At 69.5% G+C, this 23,568-nt stretch carries 17 protein-coding genes, 5 tRNA genes and 2 pseudogenes; 14 read left to right on the plus strand and 10 right to left on the minus strand.

Annotated elements, in window-relative coordinates; all coding sequences use genetic code 11:
• Positions 1 to 109 precede the first annotated feature (109 nt).
• The 3 genes from ACFV8T_RS25100 to hrpA form a co-directional block, all read right to left on the minus strand.
• A complete protein-coding gene (locus tag ACFV8T_RS25100; RefSeq protein ID WP_385331334.1) occupies positions 110 to 343 on the minus strand; it encodes a DUF6274 family protein in 234 nt (77 codons plus the stop codon).
• A gap of 138 nt (positions 344 to 481) precedes the next feature.
• Positions 482 to 556: transfer RNA gene (locus ACFV8T_RS25105), tRNA-Asp, on the minus strand.
• A gap of 127 nt (positions 557 to 683) precedes the next feature.
• Positions 684 to 4,604, minus strand: a complete 3,921-nt coding sequence (gene hrpA, locus ACFV8T_RS25110; protein WP_385331337.1) for an ATP-dependent RNA helicase HrpA — start codon at positions 4,602 to 4,604, stop codon at positions 684 to 686.
• 156 nt (positions 4,605 to 4,760) lie between these two features.
• Between hrpA and ACFV8T_RS25115 the strand changes: the two genes are divergently transcribed.
• The 3 genes from ACFV8T_RS25115 to ACFV8T_RS25125 are packed head-to-tail and all read left to right on the plus strand — an operon-like array spanning position 4,761 to position 6,871.
• Positions 4,761 to 5,156: a hypothetical protein gene (locus ACFV8T_RS25115; protein ID WP_385331338.1), complete on the plus strand. Its 396-nt coding sequence runs from the start codon at positions 4,761 to 4,763 to the stop codon at positions 5,154 to 5,156.
• Positions 5,157 to 5,213: 57 nt separating this feature from the next.
• Positions 5,214 to 6,023, plus strand: a complete 810-nt coding sequence (locus tag ACFV8T_RS25120; protein WP_385331340.1) for a DsbA family protein — start codon at positions 5,214 to 5,216, stop codon at positions 6,021 to 6,023.
• A complete protein-coding gene (locus ACFV8T_RS25125) occupies positions 6,020 to 6,871 on the plus strand; it encodes a cytochrome c biogenesis CcdA family protein (RefSeq protein ID WP_385331342.1) in 852 nt (283 codons plus the stop codon). The genes ACFV8T_RS25120 and ACFV8T_RS25125 overlap by 4 nt, the downstream gene beginning before the upstream one ends.
• Before the next feature lie 38 nt (positions 6,872 to 6,909).
• On the opposite strand, the gene ACFV8T_RS25130 is transcribed toward ACFV8T_RS25125, so the two are convergent.
• From ACFV8T_RS25130 to ACFV8T_RS25140, 3 genes are all read right to left on the minus strand, one after another.
• Positions 6,910 to 6,986 (minus strand) — tRNA-Phe (locus ACFV8T_RS25130).
• A 22-nt stretch (positions 6,987 to 7,008) separates the two neighbouring features.
• Positions 7,009 to 7,083, minus strand: a tRNA-Asp gene (locus ACFV8T_RS25135).
• A 39-nt stretch (positions 7,084 to 7,122) separates the two neighbouring features.
• Positions 7,123 to 7,195, minus strand: a tRNA-Glu gene (locus tag ACFV8T_RS25140).
• Positions 7,196 to 7,376: 181 nt separating this feature from the next.
• Here ACFV8T_RS25140 and ACFV8T_RS25145 point away from each other — a divergent pair.
• The 5 genes from ACFV8T_RS25145 (at position 7,377) to ACFV8T_RS25165 (ending at position 12,920) form a co-directional block, all read left to right on the plus strand.
• Positions 7,377 to 7,727 (plus strand): metallopeptidase family protein, encoded by a 351-nt coding sequence (locus ACFV8T_RS25145; protein ID WP_266416458.1) that lies wholly within the window; start codon positions 7,377 to 7,379, stop codon positions 7,725 to 7,727.
• Positions 7,728 to 7,903: 176 nt separating this feature from the next.
• On the plus strand, positions 7,904 to 8,482 hold the full coding sequence (locus ACFV8T_RS25150) for a hypothetical protein (RefSeq protein ID WP_385331344.1): 579 nt from the start codon (positions 7,904 to 7,906) through the stop codon (positions 8,480 to 8,482).
• Between the two features lie 239 nt (positions 8,483 to 8,721).
• Positions 8,722 to 10,905 (plus strand): DEAD/DEAH box helicase, encoded by a 2,184-nt coding sequence (locus ACFV8T_RS25155; RefSeq protein ID WP_385331346.1) that lies wholly within the window; start codon positions 8,722 to 8,724, stop codon positions 10,903 to 10,905.
• A 330-nt stretch (positions 10,906 to 11,235) separates the two neighbouring features.
• Positions 11,236 to 12,756: an amino acid permease gene (locus ACFV8T_RS25160; RefSeq protein WP_385331349.1), complete on the plus strand. Its 1,521-nt coding sequence runs from the start codon at positions 11,236 to 11,238 to the stop codon at positions 12,754 to 12,756.
• Positions 12,757 to 12,847: 91 nt separating this feature from the next.
• Positions 12,848 to 12,920, plus strand: a tRNA-Lys gene (locus tag ACFV8T_RS25165).
• Between the two features lie 466 nt (positions 12,921 to 13,386).
• On the opposite strand, the gene ACFV8T_RS25170 is transcribed toward ACFV8T_RS25165, so the two are convergent.
• Complete coding sequence (locus ACFV8T_RS25170; RefSeq protein WP_385331351.1) at positions 13,387 to 13,689, minus strand: hypothetical protein; 303 nt, start codon at positions 13,687 to 13,689, stop codon at positions 13,387 to 13,389.
• A gap of 627 nt (positions 13,690 to 14,316) precedes the next feature.
• On the opposite strand from ACFV8T_RS25170, the gene ACFV8T_RS25175 reads away from it, so the two are divergent.
• Positions 14,317 to 14,739: a secondary thiamine-phosphate synthase enzyme YjbQ gene (locus ACFV8T_RS25175; protein ID WP_385331354.1), complete on the plus strand. Its 423-nt coding sequence runs from the start codon at positions 14,317 to 14,319 to the stop codon at positions 14,737 to 14,739.
• Between the two features lie 628 nt (positions 14,740 to 15,367).
• Here the strand turns inward: ACFV8T_RS25175 and ACFV8T_RS25180 are convergent.
• Positions 15,368 to 15,577 (minus strand): annotated as a pseudogene (locus tag ACFV8T_RS25180) (MerR family transcriptional regulator); the annotation flags it as partial.
• Between the two features lie 1,437 nt (positions 15,578 to 17,014).
• Here ACFV8T_RS25180 and ACFV8T_RS25185 point away from each other — a divergent pair.
• From ACFV8T_RS25185 to ACFV8T_RS25200, 4 genes and pseudogenes are all read left to right on the plus strand, one after another.
• Entirely contained in the window at positions 17,015 to 18,175 is a 1,161-nt protein-coding gene (locus ACFV8T_RS25185; RefSeq protein ID WP_385331426.1) for an ice-binding family protein, read from the plus strand.
• A gap of 111 nt (positions 18,176 to 18,286) precedes the next feature.
• Entirely contained in the window at positions 18,287 to 19,054 is a 768-nt protein-coding gene (locus ACFV8T_RS25190) for a DUF5819 family protein (protein ID WP_385331357.1), read from the plus strand.
• The gene (locus ACFV8T_RS25195; RefSeq protein ID WP_385331359.1) at positions 19,044 to 20,237 is read left to right on the plus strand and encodes an HTTM domain-containing protein; all 1,194 of its coding nucleotides are present in this window, start codon (positions 19,044 to 19,046) and stop codon (positions 20,235 to 20,237) included. The genes ACFV8T_RS25190 and ACFV8T_RS25195 overlap by 11 nt, the downstream gene beginning before the upstream one ends.
• A 281-nt stretch (positions 20,238 to 20,518) precedes the next feature.
• Positions 20,519 to 20,809: pseudogene (locus tag ACFV8T_RS25200) on the plus strand (heme-binding protein); the annotation flags it as partial.
• A 238-nt stretch (positions 20,810 to 21,047) separates the two neighbouring features.
• Here the strand turns inward: ACFV8T_RS25200 and ACFV8T_RS25205 are convergent.
• Positions 21,048 to 22,436: an FAD-binding oxidoreductase gene (locus ACFV8T_RS25205; protein ID WP_385331361.1), complete on the minus strand. Its 1,389-nt coding sequence runs from the start codon at positions 22,434 to 22,436 to the stop codon at positions 21,048 to 21,050.
• Positions 22,437 to 22,599: 163 nt separating this feature from the next.
• On the minus strand, positions 22,600 to 23,019 hold the full coding sequence (locus ACFV8T_RS25210; protein ID WP_385331364.1) for an SHOCT domain-containing protein: 420 nt from the start codon (positions 23,017 to 23,019) through the stop codon (positions 22,600 to 22,602).
• Positions 23,020 to 23,354: 335 nt separating this feature from the next.
• Here ACFV8T_RS25210 and ACFV8T_RS25215 point away from each other — a divergent pair, with 335 nt between their 5' ends.
• Positions 23,355 to 23,525 carry a hypothetical protein gene (locus tag ACFV8T_RS25215; protein WP_385331367.1) on the plus strand — a complete coding sequence of 57 codons (171 nt, stop codon included), beginning with the start codon at positions 23,355 to 23,357 and terminating at the stop codon, positions 23,523 to 23,525.
• Positions 23,526 to 23,568: the final 43 nt, after the last annotated feature.

Here is a 23,568-nt window from a genome sequence, read left to right on the forward strand (position 1 = left end):
GAGTAAAGTCACCGCTTCGCAAAACTCTTTCGGTGACTCCCGTCACACTGTGCGAGGCTTGCCAAGTACGAGCCTGCCACTGTCGGGAAGCGGAAAGCCCCGCCATTGGTCACCCGTCCGGGGGACTTTCGTCCTCGGCCTCCAGGGCGCCGTCCTGGCGCCCCGTGCGCGGTTCCGGCGGTTCGGGGGTGGAATCGGTCCGACGGGCCGTCACGGGCTCCATGGCGAGCCTCAGGAGCCGATGGCAGACCGGGCAGTGGTGGGTGAGGTGACGGCGGCCGGAAGCGGCGGCCAGATGGGCGCGCAGGAGCGCGCGGGTCTCGTGTGCGGCGGACGCAGTCATACGCGCCACCTCCGGGTGGACCGCCGCCCCGCACCGGGAAATCAGGGGCGGCCTCTGTTGTCTGACTACTCGTCGGCGCTTGCCGGAGTCAAGACGCGCGAAAGCCCGGATCCAGAAGGATCCGGGCTTTCGTTACTGCGGTCCTGACGGGATTTGAACCCGCGGCCTCCACCTTGACAGGGTGGCGAGCACTCCAAACTGCTCCACAGGACCAGGTTTTCGCTGCTTACCTTGCGGCTGGCTGCGAAGACAGACTGTACAGCAGGTCAGAGGGTCAGGTCGAACTCACCGTAGGTGGCGACTCCGTCACCGCCGAAACGGCCCGTCCGGGCGGGCCCTCTCACGGCGCCGCCGCGTCGATCACCTTCACGATCCGCTTGTCGGAGACCGGGTAGGCCGTCCCCAGCGCGTGGGCGAAATAGCTGACCCGGAGCTCCTCGATCATCCAGCGGATGTCCAGCACCTCCTGCGGCACGGGCCTGCCCTGCGGCATCTGTTCGAGCAGCCAGGCGTACTCGTCCTGCATCTCGTGGACCTTCTCCATGCGCGTGGTGTCGCGCTGGACGGCCGTCGGCATCTGCTGGAGCCGGCGGTCCACGGCGACCAGGTAGCGCATCAGGTCGGGCAGCCTGCGCAGCCCGGTCTTCGTGACGAAGCCCGGCGGCACGAGGGCCGCGAGCTGGTCCCGGGCGTCGGTGACGTTGTCGACCAGGACCAGGCTGTTGGTGGCCTTCAGACGCCGCTCACAGGCCTGCCAGGCGGCCAGCACCTGCTGGACCTGCTTGACCGTGTGCTCGGTCAGGGCGACGAGGTCGGCGCGCACCTTGTCGTACAGCTTCCGGAACGACTCCTCGTCCCAGGCCGGGCCGCCGTGCGCGCCGATCAGCCGGTCGGCGGCCGCCGTCGCGCAGTCCTCGAACAGCGCCTGGATGGAGCCGTGCGGGTTGCGGGACAGGGCCAGCTTCTGCTGGTTCGTCAGCTTGTCGGAGGCGAACTTCGCCGGATTCACCGGCACGTTCAGCACGATCAGCTTCCGGGTGCCCAGCCACATCGCCTGCTGCTGCTCGGCCTCGGTGTCGAAGAGCCGTACGGCGACGGTGTCGCCCTGGTCCACCAGCGCCGGGTACGCCTTGACCGGCTGGCCGGCCCGCCTGGTCTCGAAGACGCGGTTCAGCGTGCCGATCGTCCAGTCCGTGAGGCCCGAACGCTCGATGGACTCGCCCGAGGGCCCGGCGGTGGCCGCGGCGGCCTTGGAGAGGGCCTGACGGGCCTTGGGGCGCAGCTGGAGCTTCAGCGTCTCCAGGTCCTTGTCCTCGGCCACCTTGCGGCGCCGCTCGTCGACGATCCGGAACGTGATCTTCAGGTGGTCCGGGATACGGCCCAGGTCGAAGTCGTCGGCCGTGACCGGGACGCCGACCATCCGCTGGAGCTCCCGGGCCAGCGTGACCGGCAGCGGCTCCTGCAGCGGTACGGCCCGGTCGAGGAACTTGTCCGCGTAGTTGGGCGCGGGGACGTAGTGCCGGCGGATCGGCTTGGGCAGCGAGCGGATCAGCTCGGTGACCACTTCCTCCCGCAGGCCCGGGATCTGCCAGTCGAAGCCCTCGGCGGTGACCTGGTTGAGCACCTGGAGCGGGACGTGGACGGTCACGCCGTCGGCGTCCGCACCCGGCTCGAACTGGTACGTGACCTTGAACTTGAGCTTCCCCTGGCGCCAGGAGTCCGGGTAGTCGTCCTTGGTGACGGCCCCGGCCTTCTCGTTGATGAGCATCGAGCGCTCGAAGTCCAGCGCGTCCGGCTCGTCCCGGCGCTTGTGCTTCCACCAGGAGTCGAAGTGCGCCCCGGAGACCACGTGCTCGGGGATCCGCTGGTCGTAGAAGTCGAAGAGCGTCTCGTCGTCCACGAGGATGTCGCGGCGCCGGGCGCGGTGCTCCAGCTCCTCGACCTCGCCGAGCAGTTTTCGGTTGTCGTGGAAGAACTGGTGGTGGGTCCGCCAGTCGCCCTCGACCAGGGCGTTGCGGATGAACAGATCGCGGGAGGCCTCGGCGTCGATACGGCCGAAATTGATCTTGCGCTGGGCGACGATCGGTACCCCGTAGAGCGTGACCCGCTCGTACGCCATCACCGCCGCCTGGTCCTTCTCCCAGTGCGGCTCGCTGTAGGTGCGCTTCAGCAGATGCTGGGCCAGCGGCTCGATCCACTCCGGCTCGACCTTGGCGTTGACCCGCGCCCACAGCCGGGACGTCTCGACCAGCTCGGCCGACATCACGAACCGCGGCTGCTTCTTGAAGAGCGCCGATCCCGGGAAGATCGCGAACTTGGCGCTGCGCGCACCCAGGTACTCGTTCTTCTCGGTGTCCTTCAGCCCGATGTGCGAGAGCAGCCCGGCCAGCAGCGAGGTGTGCACCGCCTGCTCCGGCGCGTCCTCCTCGTTCGGATGGATGCCCATCTGTTTGGCGACGGTACGCAGCTGCGCGTAGATGTCCTGCCATTCGCGGATGCGCAGGAAGTTCAGATACTCCTGCTTGCACATCCGGCGGAAGCTGGACGAGCCGCGCTCCTTCTGCTGCTCACGGATGTACCGCCACAGGTTCAGGAACGCCAGGAAGTCGGACGTCTCGTCCTTGAAGCGGGCGTGCTGCTGATCGGCCTGGGTCTGCTTCTCCGAGGGCCGCTCGCGCGGGTCCTGGATGGAGAGCGCCGCCGCGATGACCATGACCTCGCGGACACAGCCGTTGCGGTCGGCCTCGATGACCATGCGGGCCAGACGCGGGTCGACGGGCAGCTGCGAGAGCTTCCGGCCGAGCTGGGTGAGCCGCTTCTTCGGATCCTTCTCCTCCGCGTCCAGTGCGCCGAGCTCCTGGAGGAGCTGGACGCCGTCGCGGATGTTGCGGTGGTCCGGCGGGTCGATGAAGGGGAACTTCTCGATGTCGCCCAGGCCGGCCGCGGTCATCTGGAGGATGACGGAGGCCAGGTTGGTACGGAGGATCTCCGGGTCGGTGAACTCCGGACGGGTCAGGAAGTCGTCCTCGGAGTACAGCCGGACGCAGATGCCGTCCGAGGTACGGCCGCAGCGGCCCTTGCGCTGGTTGGCGCTGGCCTGCGAGATCCGCTCGATCGGCAGCCGCTGGACCTTGGTGCGGTGGCTGTAGCGGGAGATCCGGGCGTTGCCCGGGTCGATCACGTACTTGATGCCGGGGACGGTCAGCGAGGTCTCGGCGACGTTGGTCGCCAGGACGATCCTGCGACCCGTGTGGCGCTGGAAGACGCGGTGCTGCTCGGCGTGCGAGAGCCGGGCGTAGAGAGGGAGCACCTCGGTGTGGCGGAGGTTGCGCTTGTTCAGCGCGTCCGCCGTGTCACGGATCTCCCGCTCGCCGGAGAGGAAGACCAGGATGTCGCCCGGACCCTCGGTCTGGAGCTCGTCCACGGCGTCGCAGATCGCGGTGATCTGGTCGCGGTCGGAGTCGTCCCCCTCCTCTTCGAGCAGCGGGCGGTAGCGCACCTCGACCGGGTACGTACGCCCGCTGACCTCGACGATCGGTGCCTCGCCGAAGTGGCGCGCGAACCGCTCGGGGTCGATCGTCGCCGAGGTGATGACGACCTTCAGGTCCGGGCGCTTGGGCAGCAGCCTGGCCAGATAGCCGAGCAGGAAGTCGATGTTCAGCGACCGCTCGTGGGCCTCGTCGATGATGATCGTGTCGTAGGCGCGCAGCTCGCGGTCCGTCTGGATCTCGGCGAGCAGGATGCCGTCCGTCATCAGCTTCACGAACGTGGCGTCGGGGTTCACCTGGTCGGTGAAGCGGACCTTCCAGCCGACCGCCTCGCCCAGCGGCGTCTTCAGCTCGTCCGCGACGCGCTCGGCGACCGTACGGGCCGCGATCCGGCGCGGCTGGGTGTGCCCGATCATGCCCCGGACACCGCGCCCCAGCTCCATGCAGATCTTCGGGATCTGCGTGGTCTTGCCGGAGCCGGTCTCCCCGGCGACGATCACGACCTGGTGGTCGCGTATCGCCTCAAGGATCTCGTCCTTCTTCTGACTGACCGGGAGCTGTTCCGGGTACGACAGGGCGGGCATCCGCGCGGCACGGAGCGAGAGCCGCTCCGCTGCCTTGCCGGCCTCGGCGGCGATCTCGTCCAGCACGGACTGCCGGGCCTCGGGCTTACGGATGCGGCGCGCCCCTTCGAGACGGCGGCCGAGCCGGTGCGCGTCGCGGAGCGAGATCTGTCCGAGCCGGTTCTGGAGATCAGCGAAGGAAGTAGACATACGGAGCCCAGGATCTCACCCGGGCCCGACGAACGGCGAACACATTTCGTGCGGCCCGGGTCACCACATGGGCACCGCGCGGATGCGCGGGATCACAGCACGTACCATTTCGGGCAGCTGACCACCCGTTGCCCCTGTCCGGAAAGGCCGGTCGCCGTGTCCCGTACACAGTGGTGCTGCCTGACGGCGGTGCTCGCGGTCGTACTGGGGCTGTTCTGCGGGCCGGCGACGGCCGTCCCCGGCGGCGGTGCACCCGCCACCGCCGTGGTGGCCGCCGCGACGGGCGTGGACGCTCCGGCCGACGCCGGCCCGACGGTGGCAGCGCCCGCCGACCGGCATCCGGCGCCGGGCTGCCGCAAGACCAGGAAGCACGACGGCGAACCCGCGCTCCCCGGGCGGGCCCGTGCCGCGTACGACCAGGCGCCCGGCCTCGCCGAGTGGGGCCTGCCCGCCGCCGGTCAGGGCCCGGTCCACCCACCCGTGCGGCTGAAACCGGGCGCCCCCGCGCCCGCCGCGCCCACTCCCGTCGAGCTCTCCGTGCTGAGGGTGTAGCCGGCCGTCCCATCCGGCCGCCCCCTTCCCTTCCGCATCACCAGCACGGAGTCCCGCATGCCCAAGTCCACGTCCGCACGCAAGCCCTCGCCCAGGAACAGGAAGCCGTTGGTCTACGGCGCCGGAGTCGTCCTCGCCGCCGCGCTGCTCGGCTTCGTCTCCTACCGGGCCACCGCCCCCGACCACTCGGGCTCCGGCTCCTCCTCGGTCGCCGATGTCACCGCCGACCCGGACGCCGGCGTCTATCCGGAGCTGGCGAAGCTCGCCCGCCGCGACGCCGGCGACAAGCTCGCTCAGGGCCGCGCCGACGCACCCGTGGTCCTGATCGAGTACGCCGACTTCAAGTGCGGCTACTGCGGCAAGTTCGCCCGCGACACCGAACCCGCCCTGGTCAAGAAGTACGTCGACAACGGCACCCTGCGCATCGAGTGGCGCAACTTCCCGATCTTCGGCGCCGAGTCCGAGGCCGCCGCCCGCGCCGCCTGGGCCGCCGGGCAGCAGGACCGCTTCTGGCAGTTCCACGCCGCCGCGTACGCCGAGGGGGCCAAGGAGAAGGGGTTCGGCAAGGACCGGCTGAAGGCCCTCGCCAGGCAGGCCGGGGTCGCGGACCTCGACCGCTTCACCCGCGACGCGGACAGCTCCGCCGCCTCCGCCGCCGTGGGCAAGGACCAGGAACAGGGGTACGGAATCGGCGCGACCTCCACTCCGTCGTTCCTGATCAACGGCCGCCCGATCGCCGGAGCCCAGCCCATGGAGACCTTCACCTCGGCCATCGAGGCGGCGGCCGAGAAGGCCCGCGCCACCGAGGACGCCAAGGACTCCGGGAACGGCAAGAACGCCAAGGGCGCCGGGGACGACGCGAAATGACCGCTGACATCGGCTACTTCGCGGCCTTCCTGGGCGGGCTGCTCGCCCTGGTCAGCCCGTGCAGCGCGCTGCTGCTGCCCGCCTTCTTCGCCTACTCCATCGACTCCGCCTCGCGCCTCCTGGCCCGTACCGGCATCTTCTACGCCGGACTGGCCACCACCCTGGTCCCGCTCGGCGCCGCGGGCTCGTACGCCGGACGGATCTTCTACCGCCACCGCGACGCGCTCGTCCTCGGCGCGGGCTGGCTGATCATCGTGCTCGGCATCGCCCAGATCGTCGGTCTGGGCTTCGCCTCGCGCCGGATCGCCGCCCTCAGCGGCCGGATCCGTCCGACCACCGCCGTATCGGTCTACGCACTGGGCGCCGTCTACGGACTGGCCGGCTTCTGCGCGGGCCCGATCCTCGGCAGCGTCCTCACCGTGGCGGCGGTCAGCGGCAGCCCGGTCTACGGCGGACTGCTGCTCGCCGTCTACGCCCTGGGCATGGCGGTCCCGCTCTTCCTGCTCGCGCTGCTCTGGGAGCGCTTCGACCTGGGCCGCCGGGCCTGGCTGCGCGGTCGGGCCTTCCGGTTCGGCCGCTTCGAGCTGCACACCACGACCCTGCTGTCCGGGCTCTTCTTCATCGGGCTCGGCGCGCTGTTCCTCGCGTACGACGGGACGACGGCGCTGCCCGGACTGCTGGACGTGGACGATTCGTTCGCCGTGGAGCAGTGGGCCCAGCGCATCGGCGAGCACGTGCCGGACGCCATGGCGCTGGTGGCCGTGGTCGCGGTGGTGCTGCTGGTTCTGGCGGTACGGGCGTGGCGCGGCCGGGACGGTGTGAACTCGGCCGACCGGGAAGAGGTCTGACACGGCGAAGGCCCCGTCCGGTGGACGGGGCCTTCGGGTGGTGGCTGGGGCCGGGATCGAACCGGCGACCTATCGCTTTTCAGGCGATCGCTCGTACCAACTGAGCTACCCAGCCACGCAGCTCATAAGGGCTGCAGCGGTCCTGACGGGATTTGAACCCGCGGCCTCCACCTTGACAGGGTGGCGAGCACTCCAAACTGCTCCACAGGACCAAGCTAATGTGCGAGACAAGTCTCGCACACGGTAAAGCGTGCCCCCAACGGGATTCGAACCCGTGCTACCGCCTTGAAAGGGCGGCGTCCTGGGCCACTAGACGATGAGGGCTAAGGGCCCACCTGCGCGCTTCCCAGCGCGTCGGGGACGTCAGAAGCATATGGGATCGCAGCGGCTATCGCCAAAACGGTTTACGGCGAGGACATGGCAGCGGTGCGCGCACCCCTGCGGAGGCGGTCGTCCCCCGGTCCGGACCGGGGCGCCGCGACCGGTAGTACGGGACAATGGCGGGGTGCTGGAGATGACGCGCGAAGAGTTCGAGGAACTGGTCGCCGAGGCGCTGGACCGGATCCCGCCGGAGCTGACGCGGTTGATGGACAACGTCGCGGTGTTCGTCGAGGACGAGCCCGAGCCGGGTGATCCGGAGCTGCTCGGGCTGTACGAGGGCACGCCGCTGACCGATCGCGGCGAGTGGTACGCGGGGGTGCTGCCGGACCGCATCACCATCTACCGCGGGCCGACCCTCCGGATGTGCGAGTCCCGCGAGGACGTCGTCGCCGAGACCGAGATCACGGTCGTCCACGAGATCGCCCACCACTTCGGCATCGACGACGCGAGGCTGCACGCGCTCGGCTACGGATGAGTGCGCCCCGGGCGTCCGCGGGGTGTGCCCGGCGGCGTGCGGGCCGGGCGTGGAGGGCGTGCGGGTGATGTGCGGGCCGGGTCCGGGGCGTGTCCCCGGCGGGGCAACGGGAGTTGGGCACGGCGCCCCCGCTCCTTCCCGTACCGCTCCTTCCTCGTACCCCGGAGGTGCCTCCCGTGCGCCAGTTGTCCGTCCCCGTCCGATGGGCGGCCGTCATCGCCGCGACGGTCGCCACGTCCACCGGCTGCATGAGCATCGGCGACGACGGAGGTAAACCGGCACCGGCACCTTCGCCGTCGCCCGAACACGGGGGGAGCGCCGCCCGGCCGGACGGCGGCACGGTGGCGGGCACCGGCCGGGTCCGCACCGGAGGTGGCCGGGCCGAGGCGCACTCCGAACGGGAGGCCGTCGAATCACCCGGGCCGAGCCGCTCCACCGGGCCCTCGACCGCTCCCGGTGGCGTACGCCCGGATACGGAGGCGGGCGGTGCGGAGCCGTCCCGGGGCACTGTGCCGCCGGCCCCCTCGGCCTCACCGCCGGGGCCCGGGGTGCCGCAGCAGCCCGCATCCCCGGTGCCCTCCGGGCCCGCGACCCCCGAGCCGCCGAGCTCCCCCGAGCCGGAGCCGTCCGAACCCTCGCCACCGCCGCCGTCCGCCTCGCCGGCGGCACAGCTGCGCAGCGAGGCGCTGGGTGCGTCGGCGGAGTCGGCGCCGCTGCGGACGCCCGAGGTATCGCCGCAGGTGGGGCCGGTGTAGCGGGGGGCGGGGAAAGGCTGGTTTGCGCGAAGTGGGGGGGAGTGCGTATGGTAGTAGATCGTTTGATCCCATTGCCCGGCGCCGAAACAGAAGCGCGCCGTGTGGCGCGTACTCTCCCTTGCCGTGGCTGGACCGCATTGAGGCGGTCGAAATTGCGAATCACGGAGTTACGGGCGCGTGCCGAGACTCCGGAAGGTTTCGCATTTCGCATGTCAATTTCCAGTTCTGACCACACCGTCATGCCCGAGAACATCGAGAACGACGAGCTCGTCGAGGCCGCAGAGGCCGTCGTCGCCGAGTCCGCCGAGTCCATCGAGGCCGACGCTCCCCTGGCCGAGCAGGCCGACACCGACTCCGCCGACGCCGCTGCGGACGCCGAGCCGACCGTCACCTTCGCCGACCTGGGCCTGCCCGAGGGCATCGTCCGCAAGCTCGCGCAGAACGGTGTGACGGCGCCCTTCCCGATCCAGGCCGCGACCATCCCGGACGCCCTGGCCGGCAAGGACATCCTGGGCCGCGGCCGTACCGGCTCCGGCAAGACCCTCTCCTTCGGTCTGCCGACCCTGGCCTCGCTGGCCGGGGGGCACACGGAGAAGAAGAAGCCCCGCGCGATCATCCTCACCCCGACCCGTGAGCTCGCGATGCAGGTCGCGGACGCGCTTCAGCCGTACGGCGATGTGCTCGGCCTGAAGATGAAGGTCGTCTGCGGCGGTACGTCGATGGGCAACCAGATCTACGCGCTGGAGCGCGGTGTCGACATCCTCGTCGCCACCCCGGGCCGGCTGCGCGACATCATCAACCGGGGTGCCTGCTCCCTGGAGAACGTCCAGGTCGCCGTCCTCGACGAGGCCGACCAGATGTCCGACCTGGGCTTCCTGCCCGAGGTCACCGAGCTGCTCGACCAGATCCCCGGTGGCGGCCAGCGCATGCTCTTCTCCGCCACCATGGAGAACGAGATCGGCACCCTGGTCAAGCGCTACCTGAGCAACCCGGTCACCCACGAGGTCGACTCCGCCCAGGGCAACGTCTCGACCATGTCGCACCACGTCCTCGTCGTGAAGCCGAAGGACAAGGCGCCGGTCACCTCCGCCATCGCCGCCCGCAAGGGCCGCACGATCATCTTCGTCCGCACCCAGCTGGGCGCCGACCGCATCGCCGAGCAGCTCGTCGAGGCGGGCGTCAAGGCGGACGCGCTGCACGGCGGCATGACCCAGGGCGCCCGTACCCGCGTTCTTGAGGACTTCAAGAAGGGGTACGTCAACGCGCTGGTCGCGACCGACGTCGCCGCCCGCGGTATTCACGTCGACGGCATCGACCTGGTGCTGAACGTGGACCCGGCCGGTGACCACAAGGACTACCTGCACCGCTCGGGCCGTACCGCCCGTGCCGGCAAGTCCGGTGTCGTCGTCTCGCTGGCGCTGCCGCACCAGCGTCGTCAGATCTTCCGCCTGATGGAGGACGCGGGCGTCGACGCCTCGCGTCACATCGTGCAGGGCGCGGGCGTCTTCGAGCCGGAGGTCGCCGAGATCACCGGTGCCCGCTCGCTCACCGAGGTCCAGGCCGATTCCGCGAACAATGCCGCCAAGCAGGCCGAGCGCGAGGCCGCCGACCTGACCAAGCAGCTGGAGCGCGTCCAGCGCCGCGCCGGTGAGCTGCGCGAGGAGGCCGACCGCCTCGTCGCCCGTGCCGCGCGCGAGCGGGGTGACGACCCGGAGGCGGCGGTCGCCGAGGTCGCTGCCGAGGCCGAGGCCGCGCTCGTCGCAGCCGCGTCCGTCCCCGAGCAGCCGGCCGCGCGTGACGACCGTCGCGACGACCGGGGCAGCTACGGTCGCCGTGACGACCGCGGTGGCGACCGCCGTGACGACCGTGGTGGATACCGCGGGAACAACGACCGTGTCGGCGAGCGCAGTGGCCGTCCCTCCGGCGGGTCCGGCTACCGCGGAAGCAACGACCGTCCGTCCTTCCGCAGCAGCAACGACCGTCCGTCCGGTGGTTTCCGTTCCGGTGGTGGCGACCGTCGTGACGACCGTGGTGGCCGTTCGTTCGAGCGTCGTGACAACGACCGTCCGTCGTTCAACCGCGACCGTCGTGACGACCGTCCGTCCGGTGGTTTCCGTTCCGGTGGCAGTGACCGTCGTGACGACCGTGGTGGCCGTTCGTTCGAGCGTCGTGACAACGACCGTCCGTCGTTCAACCGCGACCGTCGTGACGACCGCCCCTCCGGTGGCTTCCGCTCCGGCGGCAGCGACCGTCCGTTCAACCGCGACCGTCGTGACGACCGTCCGTCCGGTGGCTTCCGCTCCGGCGGCGGCGACCGCCCGACCGGCCGTCGTGACGACCACCGCGGTGGCACCGGCACCGGCACCAACACCGGTTCCTTCGGCCGCCGCGACGACAAGCCGCGCTGGAAGCGCAACGGCTGAACGCGGTAAGGACCTGCTGAAGGTCCGCTGAAAGGTCTGCGAAGCGGGCCCGCTCTTCACGAGCGGGCCCGCTTTTCTTTTCACTTCCCTCGCATGAGTGACCGCTGCTGGCATCCGGCCACTTGCACAGGGGTGCGGCCGGGGGCTTTGCGAGGGTCATGCGCCGACACCTGCGCGACCGGTGCGCATGCGAAGCGTGTGCCGTGCGACGCCGGGGTCCATGGCGGGCACGGCCCGCGGGCCGCGCCCTCCTCCGCTGCCGGGGCAGGTTTTCCCAGTCGTGACCCCGGCGACCGCATGTGTGCTCCGGCGCGGGGCATTGCTGGGTGCATGACAACCGACACGGGCGAGGACCGACCACCACCGGGCGTCTCCGACGAGGAGCGCCTCGCGCAGCTCGGGTACACGCAGACGCTGGCCCGGCGCATGTCCGCATTCTCCAACTACGCCGTCTCGTTCACGATCATCTCGGTGCTCTCCGGCTGCCTCACGCTCTACCTCTTCGGCATGAACACCGGCGGCCCCGCCGTCATCACCTGGGGCTGGGTCGGCGTCGGTCTGATGACGCTGTTCGTCGGCCTGGCGATGGCCGAGATCTGTTCGGCGTACCCGACCTCCGCCGGCCTCTACTTCTGGGCGCACCGGCTGGCCCCGCCGCGCTCGGCCGCGGCCTGGGCCTGGTTCACGGGCTGGTTCAACGTACTCGGCCAGGTCGCCGTCACCGCCGGGATCGACTTCGGGGCGGCGTCGTTCCTGGGCGCGTATCTGAACCTCCAGTTCGACTTCGGGGTCACCCCCACCCGTACGATCCTGCTCTTCGCCGCGATCCTGCTGCTGCACGGGCTGCTCAACACCTTCGGGGTACGGATCGTCGCGATCCTGAACAGCGTGAGCGTCTGGTGGCACGTCGTCGGTGTCGCCGTCATCGTCGGCGCCCTGACCTTCGTGCCGGACTCGCACCAGTCGGCGTCGTTCGTCTTCACCGAGTTCGTGAACAACACCGGCTGGGGCAGCGGCTTCTACGTCGTGATGATCGGTCTGCTGATGGCGCAGTACACCTTCACCGGCTACGACGCCTCCGCCCATATGACGGAGGAGACCCACGACGCCGCGACGGCCGGCCCGCGGGGCATCGTCCAGTCGATCTGGACCTCCTGGATCGCGGGTTTCGTCCTGCTCCTCGGCTTCACCTTCGCCATCCAGTCGTACGACGGAGCGCTGGACTCGCCGACCGGCGCCCCGCCCGCCCAGATCCTCCTGGACGCTCTCGGCGCCACCACCGGCAAGCTCCTGCTGCTGATCGTGATCGGCGCCCAGCTCTTCTGCGGCATGGCGTCCGTGACCGCCAACAGCCGCATGATCTATGCCTTCTCGCGGGACGGGGCCCTGCCCTTCTCGCGCGTCTGGCACACGGTCAGCCCCCGCACCCGCACCCCCGTCGCCGCGGTCTGGCTCGCCGCCGCCGGCGCCCTCGCCCTGGGCCTGCCGTATCTGATCAACGTCACGGCGTACGCGGCGGTGACCTCGATCGCGGTGATCGGGCTCTACATCGCCTACGTCATCCCCACGCTGCTCCGCCTGCTCCGGGGCGACGAATTCACCCCGGGCCCCTGGCACCTGGGCCGCTGGTCCCGCCCGATCGGCATCGTGGCGGTGGCCTGGGTCGTGATCATCACGGTGCTCTTCATGCTGCCGCAGCTCTCGCCGGTCACCTGGGAGACGTTCAACTACGCACCCGTCGCGGTGCTGGTGGTCCTGGGCTTCGCGGCGACATGGTGGCTGGCGTCGGCGAGGCACTGGTTCCTCAAACCGGATCACAAGCGCACGAACCCCCCGGACGAATCCCTCTGACGGCCCGGGATTTCACCGCGACGGGGCCCGGTGGCCGATACCCGATCGGCGGCCGGGCCCCGGCGGGCTATGCTCAGGGGTGATTCGCCGAGGGCCGTTAGCTCAATTGGCAGAGCAGCGGACTTTTAATCCGTTGGTTGTGGGTTCGAGTCCCACACGGCCTACCGAACAGCCCCAGGTCAGAGCGCATCTGAACTGGGGCTGATCTCGTTTCGAGTCGACTCGAGATCGTTAGCTGGCCCCCTGCCGGCCCGAACGGAAAATGATCAAGACGCGCCGGAGCCCCGGCCGCACTCGCGGCCGGGGCTCCGGTTGTTCATCAGGTCACAGGGCGGACTGCCCGCTGCCAGGGCACATCTCACGTGAGCCCTGCGCCTGGTGGCTGGTGGTCGGGGTGCCGGGCGGGGATCCCACGATGGCGCCGCAGGCGGGGCATCCGCCCTGACACTGGAGGCACGTCTATGACGGGGACCTCCGGGCGGTCGTATTTGTCGCTGGTGGACGCGGCGGTGATTGCCGCCCACAGCTGCGACCCGGTGGAAAAGGTGACCCCGGTCGCTGCCGGCCTCGGGTACGGAAGGGCAGGACCCGCCCGCGGCTGGCCGGCGTGATGCAGCCGCGGACGGGAGATCAGGGGGCGAGGTCCACGATGGTGACGCCGACCAACTCGCGAACAAGTTTGGAGGCGAGCAGCCCGCGCTGCCGAGCGTCGCATTTGTGCAGCCAGACGTCGCCGGGGTGGACGTGCCAGCCCTGGGCAGTCAGGGTGTACAGCGCTCCGGCGGTCCCCCAGAGCCGTGGCGATCGGACGCGGAGCGCGACGTGCTCACCTTGGCCCAGGTGCGGGCACTGGTTCATGGCCTGGCGGGCGTGCAGCTCGCAGAGCGGCGGCTGAACGGTGCGGGAATCCCTCGGGCCAACCGTCCGGGTCACCGGGCTTGCGCCAGTCCAGGAACAGCCACCCGCCCCGTCCGGGCCGTAAGGGAACTGGGCGAGCGTGCTCGCCAGGTCGCGACGTTGAAGGGGTAGTGACCCTGGAGAGGGCGATGAGGCGGGCGCCGCACCGCCCTCCCCGTCTGGGCGGCGCGCGGGTCGGGCAAGCAGGATCTGGCCGGCAGGGCGGTCAGGCTTCCAGTTTCGGACCCGTCTCGTTTCCGCCGACGCCCTGCTCTTCCAGCACTTGATCAACCGCGACAGCGGCTTCGTGTGCGTCTGCTGATTCACCGGCGTTGAGTGCCGCGAGGTAGCGCTCGCCGTGCTTTTCAGAGCGGCCCCGAGGACGACGCGCCGCACGTGGTAACCCAAGCGGCCCAGTCGGCCAGGGGGCCGCTCTCCTGCGGCCTCGTCGGGGGCGAACGGTTGTCCGCCGAGAGGCGAGACGCTGACCGGACGACCCCAACCGACAGGCTGGATCTCCCCCTCACCGAAGGAGCGTCGAAGCCTCGACGGCTTCCTCGCCGCTCACCGCGTTCGCGGCCCGTCGCCGTTACTCGCGGAGTTCCGGAGGAACAACCCATCCGGCCGTTAGCGCTCAGGCTCCGCGACGGGTACCGGTGAACCATGACTGGCACCTTCACCACCCGCACGATCAACATCACAACCGGCTCCACCGAGACCCTGCACGACCTCACGAACGCATGCTCCGCGTTCCTCCGAGAGGTGGCTCACGGGCGAAACGGACTGCTGAACATCTTCACCTCCCACGCGACGTCCGGCCTGGCCATCATCGAGACCGGCGCGGGCAGCGACGATGACCTGCTGGCGGCCCTCCGCGACGTTCTTCCCGCGGACGACCGCTGGCAACACCGCCACGGCAGTCCTGGCCACAGCAGCGCCCATATGCTCCCGGCTCTGGTCCCACCACACGCCACGTTGCCCGTAGTCGACGGTGAGCTGGAGCTGGGGACCTCGCAGTCCGTCGTACTCGTGAACACCGACCGGGACAACCCAGAACGCCAAGTCCGGCTGTCTTTCCTCAGCTGACCACACGACCCTGCACCTGGTCTTCGCCCCCTTGACGAGGCAATTCTCCAGCCGTCCACCCCAAGGTCCCCTGTGCCCGGATCGAACGTCTCGAAGAGCATGACCTCGGCCTCGCTCAGCGGGAGCCGCAGGGCCAGTTCCTCGGCCGAGCAGCTCAGCGACGGGGAGGCCCCCTGAGTGAAGCGCTTGGTCGTACCTCGCAGCTCTCCACGGTCCATTCGGACAGCAATTCCCAGCGCTCCAACAGTTCCCCGACGACCGAGCCAGCCGTCCTCCAGTCAGGACCGTACTCAGACGGGCGAAGTCTGAAGCGATGCCCCGGGGCGGGTGCGGCATGGCACGCGACTGACGGGGCGTTGAGCCCTTTCCGGTCAAGGATGGGATTACCCAAAAGCGCCTTATGTTAGATAAGCAGCACAGGCACAACATGGTGAATGGGTCGGCCCCGGTGCGTAGACATCGGGGCCTTGTGCACTGTCGGCGCGACGGCAGGGAACGAGCGGATCCTGGCGCGTATGCCGGCCGAGCACATGCACCGAAGCCCCGCACCAGGCTGCCCTGTGACCCACTCGTTGGAGACCGCCGGCTCGGCAGATGAAGGCGAAGTCAGGCTGGTGAGGCGAAAGGGCAGCTGGTTCTCGAGGATGATGATGCGGCAGGCGGCCTCGATGGGGGTGCCCTGGTCGACGAGTTCGCGGGCGCGTGCGGCGATGCGCAGCTGGTAGCGGGAGTAGCGGCGGTGGCCGCCCTCCGAGCGGAGCGGGGTGATCAGGCGGGCCTCGCCGATGGCGCGAAGGAAACCTTGTGTGGTGCCGAGCATCTCGGCGGCCCGGCCCATCGTGCAGGCGGGGTAGTCGTCGTCGAGACGGCCGAACGAGTCCCGCTCCAGCCAGGCTCGCCCGCTCCGGCCAGCAGCGCCGTTACGCGCAGCCTCGACGCCGCGAACACCGCAGTCGCCACGTCTGGCCATGCGGATGGATCGCTCAGGACACGCGCGGGCTCGTGCGGTTGACACACCGCAGGCCGGGCACAAGCGCTGCCAGACAGGACCTGGGCTGATGAACACAATGAGCGTCAACGTGGCAACTGCTCCCTCCACGGCATGCATTGCCAGCGCGCGCCAAAGCGCCCGGGATGAGCCGTCTCCGAACCAGCCATAGCGTCCGGCTCCGGATGGCATTTGTCGGAGCACGGGTAGATCGGAGCACGGGTAGAGAGGCAGTGGCGACCGATGGATCACCCCGGCGGTCGGCTCGGCGGACCGACCCCCGCCCTCGCCGACCCGGCTGCGCAGCCGGTCGTGGAACTCCGCGCCTTGCGGCTGCCAGCGCCGGAGAACGCGTAGACACGGTGCCGGTCGGGAAACCGGCTGGCACGGACCGCCGCTTGAAGTCGTTGCCGAAGGCCGGAGCCGGCAGCAGCGGTCTGATCTGTGCCCACCCGGTGTCGGCCATGTCTGCCGCGTTGCCGTACACGTCCGGCCGGTCCGCCGCGTTGCCGTACACGTGCGCGAAGCATCACACGAAAGCACCGCCGAGTTGAACTCCAATGCCTCAATCGCGTACGGCTGTGACAAGCCTTTGAATTCGAAGAGTGCCGTGCTGGAGAGTGGGCGCGTCGGTCTCGGTAATTCGGCTCCGGCCGGAGATGGGCCGTCCCGGGCGGACTGCTCCGTCTGCCGCCCCTCCGCCCAATGGGCGTACCGCCTCGTGGTGAACAATCGCGAACGGATACCGGGAGGCACCTCGGCGTATGCGGTCAACTTCCCGCACTGACCATTCTCGCGTACGCGTAAACCGCGCCGAATTCCCTTGATCGGCCTACGTCCTGCCGTGCCGAACAGGCTCGGCCCATGGTGCCCGTGCTGGCACCTCAACACACTATGTATTAATTGCCTTTAAGTCCTTTCGGGTTGCACCCGGGCGTGGCGTGAGAATTCTTCGATCCTGTCTAGCCATGACTGCGACCTGGGCATATGTCGATCACGGGGCATCGGTCGACGTCCTCCGGGATGTTTCACTCGTTCGCGCATCACCCCCTGTCTGCTTCATGCCTACTCTTGTACGCATCTCTTTCTGCGGGCTCCCGCCTCTCGGGCAAATGGCCATTTTCAGGCCGCCGTTGGAAAGAGGGGATTGATGAATTGCTGTCCGTGGGCGGGATGTCCGACGGACTCTCGCCTCTCCCCACGAAGAGAGTGGAATCATCGATGAAATTCAGTGCTCGGGGCTTGCCGGGTCGGCGTGCCCTGGCAACATCGATCGCGTCGGCCGTGATGGTCGCCGTTGCCGGGGTGGTGGTCACACCGACCCCTGCCGCCGCGATCGCGACGGCCGTTCCCCTCGGTACCGCCGACAGCTTCGCGGTGCTTGCCGGTCAGTCCGTGACCAACACCGGCGCTTCAACGGTCACGGGTGACCTGGGCGTCAGCCCGGGTACGGCGATCAGCGGCTTTCCACCAGGACTGGTGAACGGCGCGACACACTCCGCCGACGCGGTCGCGCTCCAGGCCCAGACCGACCTGACCACCGCGTACAACAACGCCGCGGGGCAGGCCCCGGACGCGAGTCTCTCCGCGGACCTCGGCGGCCTGACCCTGGCCCCCGGCGTCTACAACGCGTCGTCCTCCATCGGGCTCACCGGCACACTCACCCTCAACGCCAACAACAACCCCAACGCGGTGTGGGTCTTCCAGATCGGCTCGACGCTGACCACCGCGTCCGCCAGTCGGGTTCTGCTGGTCAACGGCGCCTCACCCTGCAACGTGTTCTGGAAGATCGGCAGTTCGGCCACCCTCGGCACGAACACCACGTTCGTCGGCACGATCATGGCGCTCACCTCGACCACCCTGAACACCGGCGCGTCGATCACCGGCCGCGCGCTGGCCCGCAACGGCTCCGTGACGATGGACACGAACTCCATCACCAGGCCTTCGTGCGCCACCACCACCGGCGGCACGACCACCGGCAGCACCACAACCGGCACAACCGCAGGCACGACCACCGGCACGACCACAGGCGGACTTCTCGGCGGTGTCACCACGGGTGGCCTGCTGGGCGGTGTCACCACCGGCGGCCTGATCGGCGGCAGTTCCATCGCGGGCAACACCGTCGGCGGCAACACCGTCGGCGGAACCGTGGGCGGCAACACGGCGGGCAACACAGCGGGCAACACGGCCGGGAACACGGCCGGGAACACCGGCGGCAACATCGGGGGCGGCCAGGGCAAACCGCCGCACCACGGAAGGCCGGACCACGAGGGCAAGCCGTCGCAGCACGGAAAGCCGGACCACGAGGGCAAGCCGTCGCAGCACGGAAAGCCGGACCACGAGGGCAAGCCGTCGCAGCACGGAAAGCCGGACCACGAAGGCAAGCCTGGCAAGTCCGATAAGTGGGATAAGAAGCAGGATTACGACAAGTCGGTCCAGCAGTACTGACGCTTCGCCGTTCCGGCCGTGCGGGCGCAGCGATGCGCTCGCAGGGCCGGACATCGTACGCCCGTCAGGCACAAGGAAGTTCAGCGGAAGAGTTGTGAGAGGAGGGCCGGGATGACACCGACTGGCCCAGGAGACGTACTGAACGGGGGCGAGCCGGTGAGTGTGAAGGCGTCGGACGCCATTGCGCCTGGTAGCCCCGGCACCGTCCGTCGCGCGGTGACGGGACAGCAGGGGGGCGCCCAGCCCGGACCCGACGAGTTGTCGCGGCTGCCGTTTCCGCTGCGCGCCGTGACGAAGGGTGCCGCGGTCCTGTTGGTGTGCGTGTCCCTGCTGCACATGTTCTTCCTGTTCCTGCACGTAGCTCCGCCGAACCAGATCTCGCAGCGGTACGCCCGGCAGGTCCAGAGTTGGGTGTACCCGCTGTTCGAGCAGAACTGGCGGCTCTTCGCCCCCGAGCCGGAGTCGTCCGTACCGCAGATCTCGGCTCGTACGGTCAGGACCACCGCCGACGGCTCGCAGCGGATCAGCGGCTGGTTCGACCTGACCGCCGTGGACGACGCCGAGGTCCGGCACAACCCCTTCCCGAGCCACACCAACCAGAACATGCTCCGCAGGGCATGGACGGGCTATCTCGAATCCCACGGCAACAGCGACGATTCCTACTCGGATCGTGCGGTGATGTGGCAGGAGTACCTGCGGAACATCGCCGTGGACCGGATCACCGCCACGCGGCCGGGCCCCGTCGACGGAGTTCAACTCCGTGTCCTCACACGGCCGGTGGCCGCCTTTGACGCAACCGGCCAACGCCGCCCGGTATCGCCGTCGGTAGTCGACACCCGCAATCTGCCCTGGTGGAAGGTGCCCGCGCATGGCCACTGACCGGACTCCGATGCCCTTGCTCAGCAAGGACGATGCCTCACGAACGTCCACGGCGGAGAACGTGCCGGTGACGTTCCGGCACCTCGGCGACCTGCTCACCCTGCTCACTCACCGCCCCGTCTCGCTGTATGCGGCCGCGACGCTGCGCATCGGCTACGGCCTGTGCTATCTCGTGTTCCTGTTGCGCGAACTCCCGCACCGGGACGAGATCTGGGGGCCGGGCTCCCAGTGGACCCCGGCGCTGGCGAACCGGCTGTTCGACCAGACCGGCTGGTTCAGCGTCCTCACGCTCTCCGACAGCAAGGTGTACTTCAACCTCTGCTATGTGGCGGCGCTCGCCGTCTGCGTGATGTTCCTGCTCGGTTGGCGGACCCGGGTGACGTCCGTGCTGTTCGCCCTCGTCGTGGTGTCGTTCCACGCGCGGTCGATCTTCATGACCGACGGGGGAGACAACCTGATCCTCCTGATGGCTCTCTACCTCACCGTGACCGCCTGCGGACGCCGCTGGTCACTCGACGCGCGCCGAACCGCCCTCCGCGTCCGGACCGGCCGGCCCGGCCGCTGGGCGCTGTGGCGCGCGGGCAGCGACCTGTGGCCCCAACTCGCCGTGGCCCGCGCGTCACTGACCACGGTCCTGCACAACTGCGGGATGTTCGTCATCGCCGCCCAGGTCTGCCTGCTCTACGGCTCGGCGGGCCTGTACAAGGTGCAGGGTGGCTCGTGGCAGGCGGGAACCGCCCTGCACTACGTCGTCAACCTCGACCTCTTCCGGCCCTGGCCGGCTCTGTCCGCCCTGGTCGACAGCTACCCGCTGTTCATCGCGGCGGCCGGCTACCTGACCGTACTGATCCAGGTCGCCTTCCCGTTCACTCTGTTCAGCCGCTTGAAGTACGCCCTCCTCGTGATGCTCCTGGGCATGCACATCGGCATCGCGGTCCTTCTGGGCCTCCCGATCTTCTCCGCCGCCATGATCGTCGCCGACACCGCCTTCCTCCCGGACCGCTTCTACCGCGCGGCGGCCCGCGCCACCCGTCGTACCCTCGCCCGCCTGCGCTCCCGCGAGTCCCCGACTCCCCCTCGACGAGCCTTGCTCGTCCCGCCCCAGTCGCCGACCCGCACCCTCCTCCCGACACCACCCACCGGACCGGCCGCAGCGCCGGACCGGGCACGGGCCAAGCCGTAGAGCCGCCAGAACCGCATGGCGACGCCCACCTGCTTCCCGCGCAAGAACCTGCCGGTGGGAGAAATCCGCTGGACGGTCTCCTCCCGAAGAGTCCGTCACACCACCCGAAACCGATGACGACCAAGGCCCCTGACCTGCGCAGGTGCCGGTCGTCTTCACGGGACCTGGATGCGTGAGCGATGCGTCCTTTGTCGAGGGCCGGGGAGGGAGCCCCGCAGGTCGACCGGGGCGGGCCGGATCCGGCCCGAGGATGGATCGCAGAGCGGGAACGCAGCGGCGGCGGCAACGCCGTCGTGACGCTGCGCGGCGACGGCGCCGGCCCGCAGGCCTACGAGCCGGCCGTGAAGAAGACGTACACCGCCGTCTCCTGGAACGCCCCCACCTCCGAGCTGACCCAGCGCCTGGCCCAGACCCCCACCCTGAAGGACATCCCCGGCACCCTGTTCCTCGCGGGCGGTTCCCCCGTCACGGCGAAGGGTGCCCCGATCGCGGGCATCGGAATGGCCGGCGCCCCGAGCGGCGACCTCGACGAGAAGTTCGCCCAGGCCGGCGTCGCCTCCCTCGCGAGGTAGCACGCCCAGGACCCCGGCGGCACCCGCTCCCCCCGTACGGGTGCCGCCGGTCCCTCCCCGGAAAACGACGAGCGCCCCGACCGGGCAGAACCGGTCGGGGCGCTGTGGAGCAGGTCGCAGGGGCGAACTCCGCCCTCGCCATGTGCAGGCCGTGTGGGACTCGAACCCACAACCAGCGGATTAAAAGTCCCGGCAGGGTTCTGCCGCGTTCCCGCCGGAGAGCCTGATGCGCGCCGGATCAGGCCGTCGGCTCGATGTTCTGGTTGGCGTGGAAGAAGTTGTGCGGGTCGTAGGTCCGCTTGACGGCCGCGAGGCGGTCGTAGTGGTCGCGGTAGGTGGCCCGTACCCGGTCCGGGGTCTCGCCGGCGCCGATGAAGTTCACGTACGTACCGCCCATGGAGTGCGGGTGCAGCTCCTCCCAGTAGTCGACGCACCACTGCCTGAGCCTCTCGGCGTTGTCCGGGTCCGGGTCGATGCCCGCGATGACGCCGGACCAGACCGCGTCCCGGTAGGCCCAGGCCGTGTCGTCGGGGCCGAGCCGGTGGGCGGCGGCGTCGACCGGGTACAGGTGCGTGGTCGACAGATCGGTGGGGAGGTTCTCGGCGTACTTGGCGTGTACGTCGATGGCGTCGTCGCTGATCCGGTCGAAGAAGTTGCCGCGCCAGTACCACTGCAGACCGGCGGGGAGCAGTTCGTCGAACATGGACTGCAGGGCCGTGTAGGGCATCGGAGCCATGAAGTGGAAGGCGGGCGGGCCCGGGTCCTCGACCGGCTTCAGGGTGGCTTCGAGGAGGTCGGGGTCGCCCGTCCAGCACCACACCACACCGCACATCTTCTGGCCGTGGATCTCCTCCGGGAACGGGGGGCCGGGCGGCACGGTGAGCGCGGCGAAGAAGCCGTTCAGGTCCTCGGGGGCCTGCGGCAGGAAGTCGCGGTACCAGCGCAGTACGTCCTGGATCAGGTCGACCGGCCAGACCGTGATGGCGACGCCCACGGTGTCGACCGGGTGCATCCGGAAGGTGAAGGAGGTGACGACGCCGAAGTTCCCGCCGCCGCCGCGCAGCGCCCAGAACAGGTCGGGGTGGGTGGTGCCGTCCGCCGTCACCGAGGTGCCGTCCGCCAGGACCACGTCCGCGGCCAGCAGGTTGTCGATCGTCAGGCCATATCTGCGGGTGAGGTAGCCGTGGCCGCCGCCCAGGGTGAGGCCGGCGACGCCGGTGGACGACAGGATTCCGGAGGGCGTGGCCAGCCGGAACGCGTGGGCGGCGTGGTCGAGGTCGCCGAGCGTGGTGCCGCCGCCGACCGTGGCCGTCCGTGCGCCGGGGTCGATGTGTGCCCAGCGCATCGGTGAGAGGTCGAGGGTGACGCCGTCGTCCACCAGGCACAGGCCCGCACCACTGTGCCCGCCGCCGCGGACCGCGAGCGCGAGGCCTTCGTCCCGTACGAAGTCGACCGCCGCCATGACGTCCGCCGTGTCGGCGCACCGCACCACCGCCGCCGGACGCCTGTCGATCATGGCGTTGTAGACCGTGCGGGCCCGGCGGTACTCCGGATCCTGCGGGCCGATGACGGGACCGCGCAGCGCGGTCCGCATCGCGTCCAGGGTTTCGAGCGTGGTGCCCTTCATGGCCGGCCATCTCCTCGGGCGCCGAGATGGGGACCGCACCCCCGATCGGCCTCCCGCCGCGGCTGATGTCTCAAGCCTCCCCGCGGCCCTGGCGCCCTGCCAGTTCGCCGGACCGGGTGGAGAGAGACATACGCGCCGCGTGGGATCGGGCCGGACGGGGCGATCAGACGAGGAGCTTCGTCTTCGCCCGCTGGTACTCCTCCTCCGTGATGGCGCCCTTGTCCTTGAGCTCGGCGAGCTTCGCCAGGTCGTCGACGTGACTGCCCTTCTTCGTGGCATCGGCACCGCTCGCGTCGGAGGTGCCGGCGGCTTCCCGTACGTACGCCTTGAAGGCCGCGTCGCGGTCCTGGGCCTCCTTGATGTCCCGCTTGCTCATGGACTTGCCGCGCACGATCACGTACACCAGGACGCCGATGTACGGCAGCAGCAGCGCGACGATCAGCCAGCCGGCCTTGCCCCAGCCGCCGAGGTCGTGGCTGCGGAAGATGTCCGCGATGACCTTGAACAGCAGGAACAGCCACATGATCCAGAGGAAGAACCAGAGCATGGTCCAGAAGAGGTCGAGCAACGGGTAGTCGTCCACGGATCGCTCCTCGATCAGCGCGAGTTCATCGCGTCGTCAGACACATTCGGCAGGCACATGATGAATCAGTCATACCACCACATATCTGCGCCCGCTCGTTGCTGTTGTGGGACGTTCTGGGATGTTATGGGAGGTTCCGTGGAGGCGGGTGCGGAGTACCGTGGAAGTGTCGAAGGAGGCACGGGCCTCCAGGAGGCGGGGTCGCCTCGTGTCCATGAAGCGGTGCGGTACACCGCGTGAGAAGCGGCGTGAGCCGGCGTACGCACAGACGCTCGCGAGGGCGCATGCACAGGGCAGATGAGTCCGCCCGCAGCCCGGTCGGGGCGATCGGTCGCGTGACCGTGCCGATTCCGCCCGATGGGCCGGGGGAAGTACTGGTGGCCGTACGGGGTGGGTCCGAGGCCTACACCGCATGGTCGGCGACGTCGATCGACAGGGACGTGCGCGTCGTTGTCGTCGACTCGGTCTCGGCGCGCGGCGTGATCGTGGAGCGCCTGCCGTCCTGAGCCGAAGCAGCGACGTGGCCACGGAAGCAGTGACGTACCCACG

Origin of the sequence: Streptomyces sp. NPDC059832 (assembly GCF_042731715.1) — a bacterium.
Classification (GTDB): domain Bacteria; phylum Actinomycetota; class Actinomycetes; order Streptomycetales; family Streptomycetaceae; genus Streptomyces.